Below are 21,307 nucleotides of genomic sequence, written 5' to 3'. Positions count from 1 at the left end.
CTTCTTTCTTATCTTACTGCATAAATTGGTGATATAAATGCCCATTGTCCATTTTTCTGGGCAAACTCCACATGGTAAATGTCCACTTCATCTTGTGGCTCATCTTTTGTCTCCAAAACCATCTCATATTCGGTCTCGGGAACGGCGGCGTGAATTTTCACAGCCTGCGAATGATAGGGTTTCACGTGCCAAGATACACCGCCATCCAACAATTGCGCGATGGTCGCCTCATGAATATGCCCATTGACATTCACAGTCACCCGGGTATTCAAATCCCCTTCGATCTCTACGACTGCCGCATCGGTCTGGGGATGCAGTGTGCTTTTGTTGCGCACTGTTTCGCACTGCCAGGCAAAAGACTGTTCTGCCCGCTCCAAAACGCGGTTATCAATATCATTCACTTCTACCGGACTTCCATCGTGGTTGGTAGGAGACAACAAACTGCGTCCACGCAAATAGAGATTGGCCTGGAGCATCCGTCCATCCGTTTCGATGCGGCCGTTCCAGCGAGTCAGATCCTCACTATTGCCCCATCCCATCTCAACGCGGATCTTATATTTTCTTGAATGTCCGGGAATCAGTTGTTCTGCGCACAACGCTTTTATCGGCCGGCAGTTTTTGTAAAGAACGATTTTATCCGCCCAATACTCACCACGGACCACACAACGAATCTCTCGGACTGCCCCATGGACCGTTTCACCCGGGCCTTGCCCGTTGATGGAGAAATCACACAGAATGCGATCTCCGGTCACAGCATAGGTTTTACCCGCAAGCAGTGCCTCCCAAATGGCCTGCCGGCTCTTTTCCTTTGCAAAAACAGCCGTTAAGCCGTCACCATAGGATCCCGGGAATCCTGCATGATGGTCCGTAGACCCCAAAAAGCAGAATTTCTTTTTGCGACGCAACCCCTCATACACCGTATTTCGAGAATCGCGAGGACCCATATCATGATAATACGGATAAGGTGCGGTTTCACTCATAGCACATCCGTGTTTGGAATAAACCTCTACGCACGGAGAAATCTCCTGATTATATAAATCCCAGTTGATTCCTCTATAACCTGGCGTATATCCAATGTGATGAGGCACCGCAATGGCAGACACACCGCATTTCTGAACCAATTGTTCCGGACTGCCCGCATAAACCAGCGGAAGTTGATCGTCCGGTGAAATCAGGTGATGGTCGCCATAAAGGGAAGAATGCATCTCATAGCTCTGAAACGTAACCAATTCACCATCGTTTTGACGAGCAATTTCTGCACGCACCTCATCCCAATGGTCAAGCAATTTCTGAAATCCCTGCCGATGAAAATCCACGATAAATTCCGTCTCCGGGTTACGCGGATAAATATCGGGCCACATGGCGTGCCCTGTGATGCAGCAAAAATCCAAATGGCTGCGCGCAATCTTCAGCGCATTCTCCAAACTGCCAAACCCATATGTAATCCCACAATGGTTGTGCAGGTCTCCCCACAACAGCATAGCGGACTCCTTTCTCAGCGTATCATGTATTGTTCCAGATGACGTTTGGAAAGCACAATATGTTTCCAACGATTTTCCGGTTCTGCCCAGACATCGCCGTGGGGTTCGATGATGATATATCCATTATACCCCACATTCCACAACATTCCAAGCATTACATTCCATTTTAATTGGCCCATGCCAACGATCGGTTCAATTTCCCATCCGTCTTCGCCATAGCGGAAAATATCCTTGGCGTGGAAATGCGCCACGCGATGCGCATAACGTTTCAAAATCTCATAGGGGTCATCTTTCATATTGCGCATGATGCCCACCGGATCCAACTTGATATTGAATTCGGGAACTTCCCGCAAAAGTTTATCCAAAATTTCTCGAGAGTGGACAAAGTTACCGCCATGTCCCAGATAGCAGGCAAGGCGAATTCCTTTTTTGTCTGCAATTTCCTTATAATAAAGGTACTCTTTTTTGAACTCTGCAATGTTCTTATCCGGATCGTTGGGATCAAATTCTCCGGTATTGAAAAATGCCATTTTGCATCCAATGGCTTCCACCATATCCAAAAACTCTTCCATGGTTTTGCGCACGTTGGCCCGCTCCACAGGATCCGGGCTAATCGTATTCAACCACCACAGACCGCAAGCTGCGGGCTCTACCGGAGTATTCTCAAAAGCGGGTTTGATTTTTTCCAAGGTAAAGTCCACACCGCATTTGCTGTTAAACAAAAGCTCTACACCGTCGATTCCCTGCTGCTGTGCCAGATCCACCCAGCGACGCAGATCAGAAGCATCTTTACAGTCTTTCATCTCAACGATGAAACCAATTTTTTTCATACTGATCTCCTCCTTTAAATTCCCAGGACATGCTCGATGCGACCCGTTTCAAAAGAACGCCGGGCAGCCTCGACCACCTGCAGGGGAACAAACGCATCCCGCGCGGTTTTGCTGTTATATGTGCCATTCAGCAGATCATCCACAAAGGTCTTGTGGTGAATGTATCCGAAGAAATTCTCTTCAACCGGGGCCGCTTGCCAGTGGATGTCCTTGCGGGGGTGTCCGTCAAGATTCCAACCGTAGTAAACAATATCACTGCGATGCGGATTGTACAGATAGACCACGCCTTTGGTTCCGTAAATTTCCATCTCAAACCGGTTGGTCTGTGCCACCTGCGTCCAGAAGATCTCGTGAAAAACAGTAGCACCATTGGAAAGACGATAGTTAAGAATCGCCGTATTTTCCACACCATTCAAATCTGCTTTCTCTCCAAAAGCCTGCCGCGGTGTATCGTCGCGGGGAGACAGATGCAGGGCGAATACTTCCTCAATATCTGCGCCGGACACGGTGTGAATCAGATCCATGCCGTGACAGCCAATATCCATCATGCATCCGCCGTAGCTAGGAGCGGTATCGAAAGGATTCTTTGTAGCATTGCGCATCCGGATGTGACGCACTTCGCCAATGATTCCCTCTTCCACAATTTTTCGTGCGGCAATAGAGCCATCCATATAGCTGTGCATAAACGAGGGGGTAAGCCGAACACCCGCGGCTTCTACTGCGCGGATAATTTTTCTACCCTCTTCAATGTTATAAGCAAAGGGTTTTTGAGAGAAAATGTGTTTACCAGCAGCGGCCGCCTCAATGCAAAGCGTCGCATGCATTTCAATTTTTGTAAAAATACACACGGCATCGATGCTTTCGTCTTTGAAAATATCGTGATAATCCAATGTATATTTTTCAAAGCCAAAATCTTCTTTTGCCTTTTGGGCACGCTCTTCAATCAAATCACACGCCCAAACAAGCTGTGCGTTTTCCACGCGCTGCAGCGCGGGCAGATGGTATTCATTGGCAATGCTTCCGCAGCCAATCACCCCAAACCGGATTTTTTTCATAACCTGCTCCTTCCGGGAGCGGACCGGCCGCATATGCGGTCGGTCCGTCCGTTGATTAATTAACCCTTCCAGCGGTCATATGCATCCTGATTGATCTGCATATAATCATCGATGGGCATTTTGTTCAGTTCTGCTACATAGTCATCCCACTCGCTGAGACTTCTCTCACCAGTGATGAACTTAACCACATTCTCTGTAGTATAGTTTACAATGTCCTGCGTATAGGTACCCAACTTGATGCTCTCTTCTTCGGTATACTTCACACGAGGTACCGTAGAGAAAGGTACGACATAATCACGTACTACATCGTTGGCTGCTTTTGTCTCGGGGAGCTGCGCTGCGCTCTGGTCTACGTCGTTGGTGATATACTGAGGCAGATAGCCGCCCGGATAAATTGCCCACTGGCCCAGAGCCTGGTCCAGAGTCAAACCGTCAGGATTGTTCTTGATGTTGTCCAAAAGCTGATACTTGCCATCTACAACTTCGTAGCTCTCGCCTTCAATGCCAAGACGGCACAGAACGGTACCTTCTTCGCTGTAGAAATAATCCAGCCAACGCATGGTTGCTTCCGGATACTGGTTGGCGGAGGTGATCACGGCTACGCCGGTCATCTGTACGTTGCTCTCTACGTTAATGAGTGCGCGGTCACCATAGGGGCCTTCCAAAACGGGGCACTGAACAAAGTTTGCACCTGCAGCACCCATCCACTGGGTATTCTGTGCACGGGCCACAAAACCGACCTGGTCAGCATTGACCTTTGCAGCTACCTGAGTCTGATCCTGAGAATAGCTCTCTTTATCGGTCAGGCCTTCGGTCCACAACTTGTTGAGGAATTCGACCATATTCTTGAATTTGTCCTCGCGGCCGATGAAGCGCATTTTGCCTTCGTCGTCCACATCCAGCCAACTGAAGGAATAGTCAGAGTCCATGATACCATTGATACCAAATCCCCAGGAACCCAACAGATCGTAGAACATACGATGCGGATAATCCTTACCGACTACGCAATAGGGGATCTCGTCCTTCTGGCCGTTGCCATTGGGGTCATTGTCACGGAATGCAACCAGAACATCATACAGCTCGTCGATGGTCGTCGGCTCTTCCAGGCCCAAATTGTCCAGCCAAGTTTTGTTGATCCAATAGTGATGAATCAGGTTTCCTTCGGTCTCATTGAGCTGAGGCAGAGAATAGATGTGTCCGTCAGGCATGGTAACGCCTTTGCGAATTGCCTCGTCCCCTTCCATCAGAGCCGAGAAGTTGGGAGCATACTCCAAATACTCATCCAGAGCAATCAACTGTCCGTTTGCCGCATATTTCATCTCTTCCTGCGAGCTAAGTTTTGCACGCATAATGATGTCGGGCAAATCGTCTGACGCAAACGCCAGATTGCGTTTTTCCAGGAATCCTTCGTCGGGAACGCATTCCCATTCGATATGGATCCCGGTGAGCTCCTCCATGCGCTGCAATGCAGGATGCTCATTCCAGTCGGGGGTGTTGGTGTTCAAAGCGACCATACCACGCAGGGTAATGGGCTCTTTGACAATGGGGAAACCTTCCATATTCACGTTGGAATCCCCGGTTGTTCCGGTACCACTTGCACTTGTGCTTGTGTCATCACCGGACGTTCCGCCGCAGCCAGCTAACATACCGCAAAGCATGACAGCCGTCAGGAACATACTGAACCACTTTTTCATCCTTTTGCCTTCTTTCTTTTTTATTATTAGAGGCCCCTGCCTCTTAATTACCCTTTAACCGCGCCAATCATGACGCCTTTTACGAAGAACTTCTGCAAGAACGGATACAATACCAGCATCGGAACACTGGATACGATGATTACCGCGTATTTCAAGCTTTCCGATACCAAATACTTGCTGATGTCCATTCCCATACTATCCATCATGCTGTCTGCCATGTTGTTCAAAAGGATCTCCCTCAAGAACATTTGCAAAGGATAAGCGGAACGGTCACTGAGATAAATCAATCCGTTGAAATAACTGTTCCAGAAGTTTACACCGTAAAACAGAACCAAAACAGCCAGAATCGGTGCAGACAACGGCAGAACCACCCGGAAGAATACACGAATATCTCCGCATCCATCCATTGCGGCCGCTTCATACAGCTCCTCTGCAATGGTATTTTGCATAAAGGTTCTTGCTACGATAATGTTGTACACAGAAACGGTGCCCACCAGAATCACGGCCCACATGGTGTTGTACAGCCCCAGTTGATTTACGATCAAGTATGTAGGGATCATACCACCGGAAAAGAACATGGTGAACATGAAAAATCCCATAATCTTATTGCGGCCATACAGTTTTTTACGCGAAAGCGGATAAGCTGCGCTCAAGGTGATGACGATGGTAACAAATGTACCAACCACTGTGTAAACCAATGTATTGCGGTACCCGATAAAGATGTCCTCGTTGCGGAACACTTCTCGGTACGCATTCAGGTTAAATCCTTTCGGCCACAGCCACACGTTTCCTTGGAAAATCTCCATTGGATCGCTGACGGATGCTGTGAGCACAAAAACCAATGGATACAAAATTACGACTACACAAACAAACGTGAGTACGCCCAGAATGGCGTTGAACATACGGTCTTCCCGGGTCAATTGCTGACGTTTGTGTTTGACTGCTGTCATACCATTTCCTCCTCTCCGGAACATTGTCAGAACAGACTGGTATCGCTGATTTTCCGAGCGATCTTATTCACTGTCAGCAACAGTATGATATTGATCACATTGTTGAACAGACCAATGGCAGTAGAGAAGCCATAATCGCTGTTGATCAAGCCCGCCTCATACACAAAGGTCGAAATCACTTGAGAGGTCTCTACGTTCTGAGCATTCTGCATCAGGAAAACTTTTTCAAAGCCCATGCTCATGACGCTTCCAACGTCCAAAATGAACATAATAATCGCCGTGGGCAGAATTCCCGGAAGATTGATATGTAGGATTCTCTGGAGCCGTGAGGCACCGTCGATTTGAGCCGCTTCATGAAGCTGTGGATCAATGGCAGTCAACGCTGCTATATATATAATGGATGACCAACCTGCGTTCTGCCAAACTCCTGACCATACATACATAGATGGGAAAATCGAAGAACTCGTCAAAAATCCAATGCTTTCCATTCCCATTTTGTTCAAGAGAACATTGACAAGTCCATTGCCTTGATTGAAAAACAGGTTTAAAATACCAACCAAAACTACTACTGAAATGAAGTGCGGCGCGTAAGAGATTGTCTGTACCGCTTTTTTCAGTTTCGGACTCTTCACCTCGTTGAAAATCAAAGCCAACATAATCGGGAAGGGGAACGACACAAGCAAATTGTACAGGCTTAGGCCTATTGTGTTACGCAACAGCCTCCAAAAATAGTAAGAATCGAAAAACCGATTCAGATTTTCCATTCCTGTCCATTCGCTTCCCCAGATTCCCAGACGAGGCGAATAGTACTTAAACGCAATTTGGATGCCGTACATGGGCAAATAACAAAAGATGATAAAATAAATGACTGCTGGAATTAGAAACAGATACAAACCTTTGCTTTCATTCATTCGTGCCAGTATCCGTTTCCTATGCAGTTTTCGAAGCTGCCGTTTTTCCATCGGGCTACTTTCCTGTTTGGATAACCCATTTGTTCGCCGCAGCAGATTTACCATTTCTTTCGCCCTCCATTTCTCTGTTTTCGTTGTCCTTGCAGCCTCATCGTAGCGAGCAATGGTGGTTTTGTGTATTTGCAAAAATTGATATTTGCCTCAAAATTTGCTTATATTAAGTTGCAATTCTTGTTTTTGTTGTCCAAAGTCTCTATAATATCTCTTGCAAGACAATAAAAACAGTAATTTTTGAACAAAAAAGGAGGTCGAATATGAAAGAGGCATTGCCAAAACTGTTTCGTCCTCTGATGCAGTTCAATATCATTGCCATGATGGTCATTGTGATGATGTTCTCCGTATTCAATGTATTTTCGATTGTGAAAACACAACAAAGGCAGAGAAGTCTTCAGGCATTGGCCCTACAACAGGCATCTTCTCAGATGGAGGACTTTCTTTCAAGTGCCGAGCATCTGGGCGTTGTAATTCAAGGGAACTCTTCCTTAATGGCACACAGCCTTTATAAAAATATGGAGTTGCCGCACAATATTGTTCGAGAGCTGGAGATGTTGGCCCCATCTATTAACTCATTGTCCTCTCTCAGCATTGTTTACATCAACTCTTCTTATCCGCAGGTAAATGATATTATTTATTCTAGCTCCGGCAGATACAGCTATAAAGACTATTGCCAGATTGAATTAAATGGAAGTATGGGAGAAACACAGCTAAAGGAGACCATTGTCTCTGCATCCTCCCCCGGCTTTGTATTGCCTCGTTCCGGAAAACCTGGTATTTTGCTGTACATTATGCCAATTCCATCCTCTTATATTGTATCTCCCGGCAGAATCATTCTGCGATTGGATTATACTTCTTTTACTCGCAGTCTTCGCTCTGCCGCTGGAGACAACAGCGATCTTTTTGTTTTTGATCCTGAAGGGAACCTTTTGTTGTATTTCGGCCCAAGTTACGAAAATGACATTGCTGCGGCCCGCGAAGCTCAAATCCGTCCGGATCAGTTCCATGGAAAAACGATTTTTGAATACGAACTGGAAAGCAATGGTCTTCGAGTCGTACAAACCATTGATTTCTGGCAATACTACCAGCCCACTTTCCTGGCAGTATTCAGTCTGTTTGTACTGGCTGGTTTTCTGATTGCTGTGGGAATTCGTTTCTCTTACATGCTTGCCCGCAGCACCGCGAAACCTTTTTATGTTTTGGTTCAGCGTGCTTCACAGCTTAGTGGTGTCAGTTCAAACGATGAGCCGGATGAAATCGCCCGGCTGTCCCATGTGTTCGAAGATTTGGTAGAACAACAAAATACTCTGAATCTGGCTATGGAAAATCGACGCCAACTGGAAGAATCCCAATATCTTCTGTATCTTTTGGGCGCCGGTGAAATCCGCGATTTCTCGCAGACGGTAGTCAACAAATACGATGCTCTTCTAACACGCTGGATGCCCAATGGCATAAGGGTACTCGTATTTCGATTTGATGACACCATCCATTTTGTGGAAACCTACCCGCCTGAACAGCAGTGGACGATCAAGTCTAACCTACGCAAAGAATTTTCGCGCTTGTGCGACGAGAAAGGCGGATTCGGTGCGGCAGTGTCTCTTCCCAATGGGCAGGGAATTGCGGCGATTATCTCTTTTTCTCCTTCGGACGAGTATGCCCGTACCACCGACTCGATTCGCGAAGCGCTTTGCCGTGCTTGCGGACTTTCGCTTTCCTGCGGAATCAGTACGCCTTGTCAAAGCGTGAGTGATTTTCCAGATGCTTTTCAGCAGGCCCGCTCCAATTGCCGATATCGTCTGTTTCATGCCAATTCTACCATTACACCTGAATTTGCTGCAGACATGCGTTCCCAGAGAACACGGCTTTCCTACATGGGCGAGGACGAAATTCTTCAGGCGGTCAAAGCATGCAGTCATCCCGGCATTTCACGTGCTGTTTCTCAATTTTTTGCGGACATTACACAGGCCGCCAATCTTCCGTCATACAAACTTGCCTATTTTAATATGCTCTCGCATTTTAATAAACTCATTCCAGAATGCGGAGAGGCAAAGCAGAACATGCTGGTAAACATGCTGGATCTTCTGTATGAAAATTGTTATGAGAGCACCGATGTTCTCCAGCGAGAGTTATATGAATTTTGTATTCTTTTATCCGATACTTTGTATGCGCAGCGCTCTGTGCAAATAAACGCAGGATTGATGGGTACAATTTACGCATATGTGGAAGAACATTATGCATCGCCCACTCTGTCTTTGTCATCCATTGCAGACGCTCTGTGTTTTTCTCCTTCGTATCTCACACGATATTTCAAGGAAAAAAGCGGCATGTCTTTGATGCAGTACATCGATCGCAAGCGGTTTGAAGAAAGTAAGCGTCTGTTAACCACAACGTCTCTTTCCGTTAAGTCCATTGTGGAAAAGGTCGGCTATACAGACGAAGCCAATTTTTCTCGGAAATTCAAAAAGAACGAAGGAGTTACTCCCACTCAATATCGTTCTATGAAAAAAGAAGGCAGTCTCAAATGACTGCCTTCTTTTTTATCATAATCTTGCTACCCGCGCCACACCCTTGTGCCAGCGCCCGCTGAGGATATACCACACATAAATAGAAACACTGACCAGCGGCCCAATCAAAACCGCTACACCAACGCCCGGGAACCCCATTAAGCGGGCAAATAAAAACGATGCCGGGATGCGGCAACACAGTTGCGCCACTACACCCACCAAAAGACTGGCTTCGAGGTTTCCCGTTCCACGTATAAATCCAATCAGCGGTCCTACCGTTGCAAACAATGGATAGGACCAGACCGTCACCCGCAAAAGTGCTACGGACTGCTCAACTACCTCTGGATTGGAGTCAAAACAAGCTGCAAACTGACGTGCAAATGTAAGTACCAGCATCGCCGTACAGAATGCAATGCTTGCCGACAAAAGAATTGCTCGCCAAAGTCCGGAGAGAGCTCGTTTGTTTTTGCCTGCACCCACATTTTGCGAGGCATAGGCCGACATCGTCTGATGCATGGCAGAATCCGTAAAAATGGCAAGACTGTCAATGCGCGAACTCACGCCATACGCCGCGCTGGAAGCCAATCCAAAGCTGTTGGCCACACCGCTGACCGTCAGCATAGCAGTATTTACCATCACCTCGTTGAGTGCAGTGGGAACTCCGAACAACAAAATATTTTTCAAGTGTTTTCCATGGAAGCGTACCTCCCGCAAGGAAATGCGCAACGCCGTAGCTCCCTTTGCGAACTGTACTGCACCAATCACAAAAGCTGCAACTTGCGATAAAACCGTACCCAAGGCAGCGCCAAATGCACCCATGTCCAAACCGATAATAAACACCGCATCCAAAAGAATATTGGCCACGGACGAAACAATGACAAACGACATGGAGGCCACTGCATTTCCAAGGCCCCTCTGAAGTGCTCCAATCAAATTGTAGCCAAAAGAAAAAACGGTACCTGTGAACATCGTATATAAATAACGTTTTGCTTCCTGCATAGCAGCTTCAGGCGTCTGTACAATCGCAAGAATCTGTGGAACAAATAAAATGCCCAAAACCGTCGTCACAACTGCCATCAACGTATACAGCGCGATACTTGTATGCGCAGCCTCTTGCGCTTGCTTCAAATCCCCTGCACCCAACAGACCACTGACCACTACCAAAACTCCTGCCGACATTCCGGACAGCGTAATAATCATTACATTCATGATTGGTCCGCAAACGGATACCGCCGCCAAACTCTCTGTTCCGGTAAACTGGCCTACAAAGAGCATATCAACCGCATTATAAGTCGACTGGACCAGATTGGATATCATAATGGGGATCGCAAATCGCAGCAAATTTTGCCAAATGGACCCGCTGGTCATATCATGCGAACGCGCCATTTTTGTCTCCTCCATTCCAAAAAACCGTGCAGACTTTTTATGCTCAAACAAAAAAATAGCTTCTTGCTCACCTCATTGTAACCGATTACATTTTTTGAGTCAAGTAGCCATACAATGTCATTAATTTTAGGGATTTTACTTTTGAAACCGATTACATTTCGTTGTAGCTGCTCTGATTCAAAATATTGTACATCACCCAAAAAACGCTGTCAAAATTCGCTTTTCCTTCTCGAATCCTGTATAATAAATACAAACAAATTCCAAGGGTGGTGCCGGGATTGGACAACCTTGTACAGCTTGCTCAAGAGGCCGCTGAGCTATGCAAAAAATACGGTCTTTCTCAGGACGAATTAGAGCACAGCGCTGCTGAAATACAAGATTATCATATTCGTGTTGCCGTATTGGGTGGTTTCAACACAGGAAAAAGTGCGCTGATCAATGCGCTGCTGGGTATTCGTCTGGTAGGTGTTTCTCTAAGTGAAGAAACGCTATTTCCGACGGAAATTTTTTATGGTTCACCGGAAGCTGCCGTTTTTCGTAACGGCCGGTTCTATCGTTCGGATCCATCGATTCTGCGTGAGCAGAACGAGACGCTTAGCAATGTCCAAATGGCACGTGCATCGCTTTCTCTTCCGTTTTTAAAACAAATCCCGGATTTGAGTCTTTTAGACACTCCCGGCATCGGTACTTTTGGAGCAACACACAGTTCTTGTTTTCCTGAACTGGTCCGCCAAGCCGGCGCCTATTTATTGGTATTTGGAGCCGATGCTCCTGTGATTACGGAAACCATGATGGCTTTTTTGTCCACTCTCCCCCTTGCAGACCGTCCTGTTCTGTGTGTGCTGACGAAATGCGATCAATTCAATCCTCGACAGATAGACAAAATTGCCGCCTTTTTGGAAAAAGACCTTTCTTCGCAACTGGGGCTCCCAAATCCGGTGTTGTGCCGCGTGCATGGTTCGGCTTCGTCACAATTCGGAAAAATTCAGAAATTTTTGCAGAATCTTCAGGTTCAGGCGGATGCAATCAAAGAAGAACGCATCAAAAATCGTCTGCTTGTTGGAACAGCTCCCCTGATTCGATATCTCGATGAACGCATACAGAATCATCGCCTTCTGGAGCCGGAATTGGCTCAAAAAGCATCCTCTTTGGACCGTCGACTGGAACAGTTGCGCACCACCGTACAACAACTGAATGATGGCACTCATCATCTTATTGAGGAAGCCGGCGCCCACGCCGCAGTGCACAGCCGAAACACACTTCTTCCTCTCGCTTCACCGCTTGCCGAAATGCTGACTACCGGGCAGGATCCGCTTCCTTTTGCAGACAGTGCTCTTCTCAGCATTTTTCGAGCCGAAGCACGCAGCCGCATATTTCCTATATTAGAGTCCTATGAAAAGGCGATGTTCCGCCTTTCCAGCCTTTATCAATTACATCTTCCTCCCGCAGTGGCAGGCCAGGCAGAAGAATCAATGAATGCATCTTTTGGCGGAACAGAAGAAATATTTTCTTCCCACCCAATGACGCCGGATGCGTTGCTGTCTGCCATGCAAATTTTTGTGGAAAGTCAAATTACTCACAGAGGTCTTCACGCATTTGAAATTCTGCGCGAAGCACTCAATCAGCCCGTGTATGATCAACTTCAGTCTTTGCAGAAAGCACTGGAAGATACACGCCTTCAACAAAGTGCACAAGCGATGGAACATCGTGCCACACTGGACCAATTGCAATGCGATTTGAAACGGTTGCAAGAACTAACCGGCTGCGCAAAGGAGGGGTGTACATATGCATTTTGACCGCACCGACGAAGCCCGTCAGCGTGCGCTGCGGTTTGGTCAGGAATTAGATCGTCTATGCGATCAACTTTCTTCCTGGCCGGAGGAAGAGGCCTCTGTAAAGCAACTTCGAGATTCTTATTTTCGAAAATGTCATGAATTTTTTGACCAGGACCACGTATTTAGCTTGGCAGTCATTGGTCAGGTAAAAGCCGGCAAATCCACTTTTTTAAACACACTTTTGCTGGGTGGAAAGGATTTGCTTCCGCAGGCCGCAGGTCCCAAGACGGCCGTATTGACCCGGCTAGAGTATGCCCCCGAGACTCGTGTAACCGTGGAATATTACTCAGAAGAGGACTGGCAACTTGTGAAAAAGAACGCGGACATCCCTCTGGAGAGCGCCACCGCCCGCGGGGCACGCGATATTTTGCGTGCTGCACAGGGAAGAGAATCCGAAAAGGCGATGTACGCTGCACGCGGTGTAGAAATCTTCACCTGTCCCGATGAGAATTCATTGATTCAACTATTGGAGGACACTGCCGGTGGTCAGAGCACTTTTGCTCCGTTTGTCAAGTGCGTAACACTTGGATTGTGCCGTGAGGAACTGCGGGGCGTTTCAGTAGTGGATACTCCGGGACTGAACGACCCGGTGCCTTCGCGTTCTCAGCGAACAAAACAATTCCTAGAAATTTGTGATGCAGCATTCTTTCTAAGTCATAGTGGTTATTTTCTGGACGAGACGGACCTTACGCTTCTCACCTCTCAACTTCCTCAAAAAGGAATTCAACTCTGTCTAGTAGGCAGCCGCTTTGACGGGGCTCTCTCGGATGCTCGTGCCGATGGCGAAAGCTGTGCTGAAGAGGTTCGCCGCCAGTTGACACAACGTGCTAAGAAAAAAATCGACCACGTTCTTACCTCTTTGGAGCGTAACGGTTCTCCCGATTTGATACTCAATGGAATTCGTAGCTGCCGTGAGCCCATTTTTGTTTCGGCAATGGCCGATCGAATGGCCTCAAAATCTCCCGGGAAGTATACCGCCCGAGAAAAGGTAATTGCACAAAACTTGAACAATCCCAATCCGAACGACCTTGTGTCGCTGGGGAATATGGAGCAGATCCGCCAACGTTTCGAACAGTTTGCTATGGAGAAGGATGTCACTTTGGCACATCGGGCGGACAACTTTGCCGCCATGGCACAAACCGAATTGCAAAGCCTTCTGGCGCATCTTCGTGAACGCCGCGATAAACAGCAAAAGGAACTTGATATAGAGGAAAAGGAAATTTTGGAACACAGCGCTCAATTGGCTGCGGACACGCAGCGGGTGAATGCGCAGGCTGCTCAATTTTTTGATCTCTATTTGGAACCGCTGGAGAGCCTTTTGGATGATGCCCGACGCGCACTGGCAGAGATGGAGCAATCCGCACCTTTGCCCGCAGAGCGGACAGATGTAAAACTGCAAAGTCAGTCTACAACTGTGTCGGATTCTACTTTTTGGAAGCCATGGACTTGGGGACGAAGCCATCGCGAATATACCGTGCGTGAAAACACCTCCTCCTATTGGGAAGCACAGGACACGCTGGACTTTTTAGCCACTTTTCCCCGGGAAATGGCTTTGTTGTGGGACAGAATTTATGCGCCCTTTGCGGATACGCATTCTCTTCACAACCGCCTATTCATGTATGCGCAACGCACTTTAAAGGAAATTGAATGTCCCGCTCAAGGGGAAGAGATTCAGCGGATTGTGCGTGGAGCCCTTTCCCATTTATACACTCCGCGCATGACATTGGGCACTGAAAAATTATGTGCACGGCTACGTAGTCAGTGTCCTGACCGCGCTTACGATGCAAGAACACGTCAAGCGCTGGAAACGGCCTGTTCACAAGCGATACAACAGACAATGGAACTGGCGGAGAATGAACTGAATCAAGGAGCAGCACGCTTTGTTCGTACCGTGCGTGCTGCGCAAAACGAATTTTGCACCCGCCTGCTGGAACCAATCATGGCGCAGCGTCAGCAATTGGAGCAATCGCTTGCCCATATTCAAAGCCAGCGTGCTTTGTGTTCGGAATTTTCAGAAATTTGCCGTCAAATCTAAAATACAAAGGCCCGCATCCAACGATTGGATGCGGGCTTTTGTCGTACGAATTATTCTTTCATTAAAAAGGCATACTCTGCGAAATCCTGAGCAATCATCGGACGTCCCAGTTTAAAGTTTTCACTGCGAATTGCCTCTAAAACATGCCGCATGGTAATGGAACTTTTTTCCCGGGCTGCGTGAAAAGCTGCATTCAGCACCACATTTTTGATACTGCCACCTGCCAGTTCGAATTGCCGCGCCAAGTATTCAAAATCCACGTCTTCAACCGGTGTCTCGGTGGCAAAACAGGCTTTCCACAACTCCAAACGCATCTCTTTTGAAGGAATTTGAAACTCCAACAAATACCGCATTCGACGCATAAACGCCTCGTCGATGTTCCGTTTGTAATTGGTGGCCAAAATCACAATCCCATCATACTGCTCGATGCGCTGTAAAATGTAGCTGACCTCTGTATTGGCATACTTGTCCTTTGCATCATTTACCTCGCTGCGCTTGCCGAAGATGGAATCCGCTTCATCAAAAAACAAAATCACATTGGTCCGCTCGGCAGTATCGAAAATTTGTTCTAGCCGTTTTTCGGTTTCGCCGATGTATTTGTCCACCACTTGAGACAAATCGATTTGATACAGGGGCATACCGATCATACCAGAAAGCACATGTGCAGCCATGGTCTTACCGGTACCCGGTGGCCCCACCATCAACACCGACACACTACGTCCGTATGGATAACGGCTGTCCAGTCCCCACTCATCGTATACACGATGTCGGTAGCGCACATGGGCGCACACATTTAACAAAGTCTGCCTTTGTTCGGGCAGAAGTTTAAGATCATCGAAAGTCAATTGCGTCTCCACTCTGCGGATGGTGCCCTGTGGCGGACGAGGCAAAAGTACGCCGCAAGCCTCCGAGATGGCTCGGGATGTGCGGTCTTCCGGCGCAAGATGTGCCAATCTTCGCGCAGTAGCCGCAATCTGTCCAGCATTCAACCGATAGCGCGATCCTGCGTCGGTACAGTCCACACTAGTGCCCAGACCGTTTTCCTGTGCATATCCTTTCCACAATGCAATGCGCTGCACACGCGTAAAAGGTGGAAGTTCCATTCTTTCAATGTAGCCCCAATTTGGCAGACATGGAATTAACTCCAACCCCGGATCACAACACAGCACCACAGGCAAGCCCAAACGCGGCAAGCGTGACAAAGGTCGAAGACACTGCAAAAGCGGTTCCAACGCACTGGGTGGCTCCTCCGCCCGAGGAGCGCTCAGGCCGGCCAGACATAAGCCGGCGTTATTCAACACTGCCTCACGTCGCAAAAGCAACGACAAACGGTCGTAATCCGAACGGTTTTGCCGCAGCCAAGCAGAAATGTCCGCCAACACCAGATTTCTTTGTGCAACCTGGGCCCCATGGGCGGCTAAAAGCCTTCGGCCTCGGCCCTGGGGACCGGTGAGCTGTACAGGAACACCTTTCGACATCGCTCTTGTGAGAGGTTCTAAAACTGGTTCATCGGTAAACAGCACATGCACCGAATCATCCGGGTGCAAAAGACGCACACTGCCATCTTTCAGACGCTCATCGGGCCGGTCATCGCCGCACAGCCAGCCAATCAGTCTCTGATCCGCCATACATATCCGCCGAAAAAACGGATTGGGATCATTGTGAAGATCGAACACTAATTCCAACCGATCCCAGCAGTCCCGCAGGCAACTGTAAGAAATGGGCTCCGGATAAAAGGCTGCGGCAGTTTCTATGGTCACGTCCTCGGGCGCCACAGGTCCATCTGGCATCAAATATGCGGTCAGAGCCAACAAAACCACGTCACGTCCCACATCGCCACAGAATTCAAACAGTCTTCTTAAACGACCGTTTCCGACTGCATCGATGCGCTGCTCAAAGGCGGAATTTCCATCCGCTGGTATTCGTTTTTCCGCCAGTTCGTCTGCAACAAATTGCGTCAGACGCAGCAACGCCTCCATAACCTATCTCCTTTCGTCGTACGAAGACTACTGAAACAACTCAATCCGACTCATTTGCCTTTTCGAGCAAAAACTCTCTCAGTGCCTTTATCCTGAACTCACGCGTATCTTTATACGCTGTGTTCGCACCCTCATTGAACGCTGCATAATAGTTGCCTGCAAAATATTCATCCCCGAACATTTCAAACGCATCTTCCTCTGTCTCAAAGATCTCATCTATCTTTTGCTCTGGCGTACTCTGATCCCACCTTTCCTGTCTCTGCTTTGGATCACGAATCGTTGGAAAGATGTGCCGATTTTCTTGCAGGATATTGGGATGATCTGCCAGATACTTCTTCAGAGCTTCCGCACGTCGGTTCCATGATCCAGCCGCCATCAATTCCTTGTGGGTGCTTTCGTTCCAGTCGCTATCCTTTTCCAAAAACACCTTGCTGTTCGGATCGGCCATCTCTTTTTTAAATGCGTCCTGCAGCTCATGCAAACGAATCAGTGTCCATTTGATTTCTTCGGGTGTAATCAAATCAGCCAAAGCGTACTGAACAACGGTATCATCCAGTTGAATAATGTTTTGAGCCAATTGCTTATCAATGTGGGGCAACACAATTTTTCCGTGCTGAATCACATCCCGGTTATGCGTACCGCTATTACGGTTCGCCTTCTGTCCGGCCTGTTTTTGGCGGGCGATTTCGGCCTGACGATCTGCTGCGAAACGACCAAAGGAAAAATCGTTGTCAATGCCCATCACGCCCGTGGTATTCCCGTTGGCATCCTGATTGATAAAATAGTTTCCCACATGACGGTCTTGCTGTCCACACAACACGTCCAGTACTTGCAAACTGGTCAGATCCTTTTGTAATTTGGGGTCGTTTTTTCCCTGTCCAAATCCTTTTTTAAAGGTCTCAAATGTTAATTCCTCGCCAGTTGCCTTTTCCTGTTCGACCAATGCCTGGCCAAACCGCCGTTCCTGCAAAGTGATTGCCGCTTTGCCCTTTGCTCCCTCCATCAAGTTTCCTCGAATCTCGCTATTTCCACTTTTGATAACGGCTGTTTGCGAGCGGGCAATCAAATGTCCCACACCCAGCAAATCCGCAATTCGACTGGTGGCTACATTTCGCCGGGATACATTAATCTCTCCAGATTCGCCATTTACGTTCATGTAGGCAGCGCTCAACATGTTCCCTTTCACCAAATCAAAAGTATTTTGATGCACTTTGTTTGCCGCTACAAAACGACGAATCTCATCTTGCACTTTGGGGTCTTTGGTCTCCGAGTTCAGTATTTTGTCCCCACTCAACCTCTGCAAATCGCAATTGTATTTTTTCACAATTTTCAATGCCTGAGCCGAGAGATTTGACCGGTCCAATGCCAACCTAGCTTTGGCATTCTGCGTTTCCTGCAAATCTCGTTTGTTGGCACTGTCCTCATTGTCTCTGTTGCCGACTCTCACACCTTTTGCAAAGGCGACAGTATTTTTTGTAACGACGTTTTCCTCTTCTTTAAAGAAGCTCATATCGCCGTTGCCGCCAGGAATTTTATACACCGTGCTGGCCTGACCTCCGCCGGCAACGGACAAACTTTCAAATCCTTTATCCCCTAAATCGATTACCATCTCACGGCTATGGGCACGAATCTGATCCCAAGTCAAAGCGGTCGCATCGGCCTGCGTCATGGTGCCGCTCTGGTCAATCACACTGCGTACACTTGCTATCTCCTGCTCGGCTGTGTCCCGAATGGATTTCACCTGTTTTTGCCGCATTGCCCCATGATAACTGCGTGCCGTACGCGCAAGATAAAAGTTACACTTTTCAATCATTTCACCGTATAGTGGCAAAACGGCATACATATTCTTGCGCACCTGTTCCGGGCTTCCCCCGACAGAACCACTGGTCTTTGTCAACACAGCTTCGGTTGCCCGCACCACTTCATCAAAGCGCTGCGAATTGGTCTTCCCCATACCGAACAGCTTACGCAACCGTCCCTTGCGGGAATTTTTCAGTGTCTCCAATTTTTTGCCCAGTGGCAAGTTCGCAAAATTCTGTACAGCGGAGTCTGCTTGTTCAGTCGTCGCTTGCTGTTGCTGCACCCCAGTTTCAACCGAAGCAGACGCAGGCTTTGCCGTTTGTTTTTTTGCGGCCAGCTCGCTGATGACCGATCCATATGCATTGTAGGCATCCGGTGAAACACCATAGCCCATACCCGGTCTGCGCTTCTTTTCGTCGCCCATTTTCTTCTTCCTTTCCAGGTACGCGGGTACAAATCCCACTTAATTTCTATCGGCGCTCACAACATCTATGCCTTCTTTTGTGCCGCACATTCTTTGCGGCTGTGAAAATTTGGGTTGTGAAGCCAGTTGGACAATTCTAGGCCGCTGCCATCAATGTAACGTAATCGTTGCCCCATGCTGTTTGTCTTTATTATCCTACCGTAAAGTATCCTCCCAATGTCACACCATCCACGGCTGCTTTCTCCGGCGTTGATAAACAACTGTTGACTTCTAAATAACAGTGATTGTCGGTATAGCTGCATGGACGCAAAAATACAAGTTTGTGCTGAGCACCCAAAGGACTATATGCCCGAATGAGATTTTCCAACTGCGCCTGGTTCACAGGCAAAGGCGTATCGCGGTTTGTCAGGTCCAAAATCACACAAAACGTATTGCTGTCTGTCCCGTACAAGTTTTCATATAACCTGCGCCGAGCTGCGGACATGGGCAATTTTCCCCATTGAAAATATTCCACAATTCGTGGCCGCACACCACAGGCAAGTTCCACTACACCTTCCAGCGCAGACCTTGTTCCCTTTCCTCCTTGATAAAGCGCACTTTCCTTAATCAAAATTCGCATCTGCTCGGGCCCGAATATTCCTCCCGCGGTATCAATACCGAGCCAAGCCGCCAATGCCTCGACTTGTTCATCCGGCGCACATGTGTAATCCAGCATGAGGGGGATTTCCTCCACCCGGTGTTCAAGATCAAGATACAACGACTGAAAGATTGCTATATATCGGCGAAAAAAGTCGTCCTGTTGATAAATTTCGGGGAAGTATTGTGTAAAGCTATATCGCGGAAATTCCAGATGCACTCCTCGAAGGACAGCATTGCCACCATCTTGCGGCACAACCGCCACGCACAAAAAGATCCACCGTCCAACCAGATCATGTAAAAGAATATCCGGCCGATTCACCTCGCGCACATGGGCAAGCGTCATCAACATTGCCATTTTTTCCGTTGGCGCTGCATCGGACTCCAAAAATGTGGTGATTTTTTCTACGCCTAAAGCGGAATCCGCAGGGGCCACGGCCGCCAGTATTTCCAGCTTAACGCCAGAAAAATCTCCGTCCACCACCAGCCGATTATATGTACTCTCTTCATCTTGGGTATCAAAAGCGGCAAACCAGGCACCACCTGCGGGATTCTCCAAGTGCAGACTCAACGCATCATCCGCTTTAAACCCTTGCACACAGCCTTGTACAAGCGCGCGCTTATAAAAATTCACCTGCTTCAGCGGCTGCTTCACGCGGCTCGCCCCCTTTTATAAATATTCGATGCCAATTTCCCGCAAATACGTCAGGCAGTCAGGGCCAACAACAACGTCTCCATGTTCATTTTTCCCGCCGCCGCGGCCAATGTACTCAAGGCTCAATTGCTCCACACCCTGCACACAGGATTCCAGTTCCAACTTTGAAAACAGACGGCCGCAGTCCACTCCTCGTCCGTACTCGCCGCTGTTTAGTGTATCCACTGCCTGACCAATCACTTGGCGTATCCTTTGTATGCCTCCCACTTGTCCCGGACGCAAACGAACACGGCCATATACACTAACTCCTACATAACGGGCGGACACTACGCGGATATCCGTTGTTAAAATACGGCAATGCTCCATATGATTTTCCACTGCCCGGCGATACGTCTCGCTCAATGAGCCAAGCCGTTCGGCCGAATGAGGCTTGACCGCTATGATGACGGTATTGGGTGCAAAGGGTTCATCGTAATATGCACAATAGTTTGCCATAGGAATCACTGCCACACTGTCCAGCAACAGACCTGGGGTAGCAAGAGCAATGGCTCTGTAATCCTCTTGTGTCACCGCACGCGTGGATGCACTCATACGCGCATCCAATTCCTGCTGCATCTGTACAGAAGTCTTTCGGCGGCATCCACCCTGAGCCGGAGCTGGATTATACACACGCTCCACGCCACACAAAACGCCATCTGGAGCATTGATGCTTTCGCAAACCACGTTCCCGCCTTCAAAGCGAGAGGTGCGCAACGACACTGCCAACACATCCCAACCTGCCTGCGGTTGACGACCGTGCAGGCTGTCTCCAAACACGACGCTTCGTTCTCCCTCGTTTAATTGAAAGACACAGTCGTCCCATCCCGCACACATAAGATCTTCACACTGCGTCCACAACTGACAACGCACTGTTCCGTCTGCACCTGTTCGAGTCAATGCCAATGTCAGCTCGCTCACATTTTCGGCATCAATTTCCAACCTCTGCCCGGCGCATCCATCGGTGCGTCCTAAATAGGCCATCTGTGCCGCTTCCGGTGACAACGCCGTCACCAAAATGCGATCTCCCGCAGGGACAGGC

The 21,307-nt window shown here is 48.2% G+C and carries 14 protein-coding genes; 3 read left to right on the top strand and 11 right to left on the bottom strand.

The window, feature by feature from the left end:
• Positions 1-8: 8 nt before the first annotated feature.
• The 6 genes from AB5H98_RS01305 to AB5H98_RS01280 are packed head-to-tail and all read right to left on the bottom strand — an operon-like array spanning position 9 to position 7,026.
• A complete protein-coding gene (locus tag AB5H98_RS01305) occupies positions 9-1,481 on the bottom strand; it encodes a DUF3604 domain-containing protein (RefSeq protein WP_367924106.1) in 1,473 nt (490 codons plus the stop codon).
• 14 nt (positions 1,482-1,495) lie between these two features.
• Positions 1,496-2,311 (bottom strand): sugar phosphate isomerase/epimerase family protein, encoded by an 816-nt coding sequence (locus tag AB5H98_RS01300; protein WP_367924105.1) that lies wholly within the window; start codon positions 2,309-2,311, stop codon positions 1,496-1,498.
• Positions 2,312-2,325: 14 nt separating this feature from the next.
• A complete protein-coding gene (locus AB5H98_RS01295; RefSeq protein ID WP_367924104.1) occupies positions 2,326-3,366 on the bottom strand; it encodes a Gfo/Idh/MocA family protein in 1,041 nt (346 codons plus the stop codon).
• A 59-nt stretch (positions 3,367-3,425) separates the two neighbouring features.
• Complete coding sequence (locus AB5H98_RS01290; RefSeq protein ID WP_367924103.1) at positions 3,426-5,060, bottom strand: extracellular solute-binding protein; 1,635 nt, start codon at positions 5,058-5,060, stop codon at positions 3,426-3,428.
• A gap of 47 nt (positions 5,061-5,107) precedes the next feature.
• Positions 5,108-6,010 carry a carbohydrate ABC transporter permease gene (locus tag AB5H98_RS01285; protein ID WP_367924102.1) on the bottom strand — a complete coding sequence of 301 codons (903 nt, stop codon included), beginning with the start codon at positions 6,008-6,010 and terminating at the stop codon, positions 5,108-5,110.
• 26 nt (positions 6,011-6,036) lie between these two features.
• Positions 6,037-7,026 carry an ABC transporter permease gene (locus AB5H98_RS01280; RefSeq protein WP_367924101.1) on the bottom strand — a complete coding sequence of 330 codons (990 nt, stop codon included), beginning with the start codon at positions 7,024-7,026 and terminating at the stop codon, positions 6,037-6,039.
• Positions 7,027-7,235: 209 nt separating this feature from the next.
• On the opposite strand from AB5H98_RS01280, the gene AB5H98_RS01275 reads away from it, so the two are divergent.
• On the top strand, positions 7,236-9,500 hold the full coding sequence (locus AB5H98_RS01275) for a helix-turn-helix domain-containing protein (RefSeq protein WP_367924100.1): 2,265 nt from the start codon (positions 7,236-7,238) through the stop codon (positions 9,498-9,500).
• 15 nt (positions 9,501-9,515) lie between these two features.
• On the opposite strand, the gene AB5H98_RS01270 is transcribed toward AB5H98_RS01275, so the two are convergent.
• On the bottom strand, positions 9,516-10,865 hold the full coding sequence (locus AB5H98_RS01270; RefSeq protein ID WP_367924099.1) for an MATE family efflux transporter: 1,350 nt from the start codon (positions 10,863-10,865) through the stop codon (positions 9,516-9,518).
• Between the two features lie 278 nt (positions 10,866-11,143).
• On the opposite strand from AB5H98_RS01270, the gene AB5H98_RS01265 reads away from it, so the two are divergent.
• Positions 11,144-12,661 (top strand): dynamin family protein, encoded by a 1,518-nt coding sequence (locus AB5H98_RS01265; protein WP_367924098.1) that lies wholly within the window; start codon positions 11,144-11,146, stop codon positions 12,659-12,661.
• Positions 12,651-14,735, top strand: a complete 2,085-nt coding sequence (locus AB5H98_RS01260; RefSeq protein ID WP_367924097.1) for a dynamin family protein — start codon at positions 12,651-12,653, stop codon at positions 14,733-14,735. Before AB5H98_RS01265 ends, AB5H98_RS01260 begins: the two co-directional genes overlap by 11 nt.
• A 50-nt stretch (positions 14,736-14,785) precedes the next feature.
• Here the strand turns inward: AB5H98_RS01260 and AB5H98_RS01255 are convergent, their stop codons facing one another.
• The 4 genes from AB5H98_RS01255 to AB5H98_RS01240 all read right to left on the bottom strand — a co-directional run.
• On the bottom strand, positions 14,786-16,714 hold the full coding sequence (locus AB5H98_RS01255; protein WP_367924096.1) for an ATP-binding protein: 1,929 nt from the start codon (positions 16,712-16,714) through the stop codon (positions 14,786-14,788).
• Positions 16,715-16,754: 40 nt separating this feature from the next.
• Positions 16,755-18,938, bottom strand: a complete 2,184-nt coding sequence (locus tag AB5H98_RS01250) for a hypothetical protein (protein ID WP_367924095.1) — start codon at positions 18,936-18,938, stop codon at positions 16,755-16,757.
• A 190-nt stretch (positions 18,939-19,128) separates the two neighbouring features.
• On the bottom strand, positions 19,129-20,229 hold the full coding sequence (locus tag AB5H98_RS01245; protein ID WP_367924094.1) for a phage tail protein: 1,101 nt from the start codon (positions 20,227-20,229) through the stop codon (positions 19,129-19,131).
• A 15-nt stretch (positions 20,230-20,244) separates the two neighbouring features.
• Positions 20,245-21,307: hypothetical protein (locus AB5H98_RS01240; protein WP_367924093.1), on the bottom strand; the 1,063-nt coding region annotated here is incomplete at its 5' end.

The organism is uncultured Ruthenibacterium sp. (assembly GCF_963558415.1).
Lineage (GTDB): Bacteria > Bacillota > Clostridia > Oscillospirales > Ruminococcaceae > Ruthenibacterium.
This window is presented reverse-complemented; position numbering and strand designations above follow the sequence as displayed.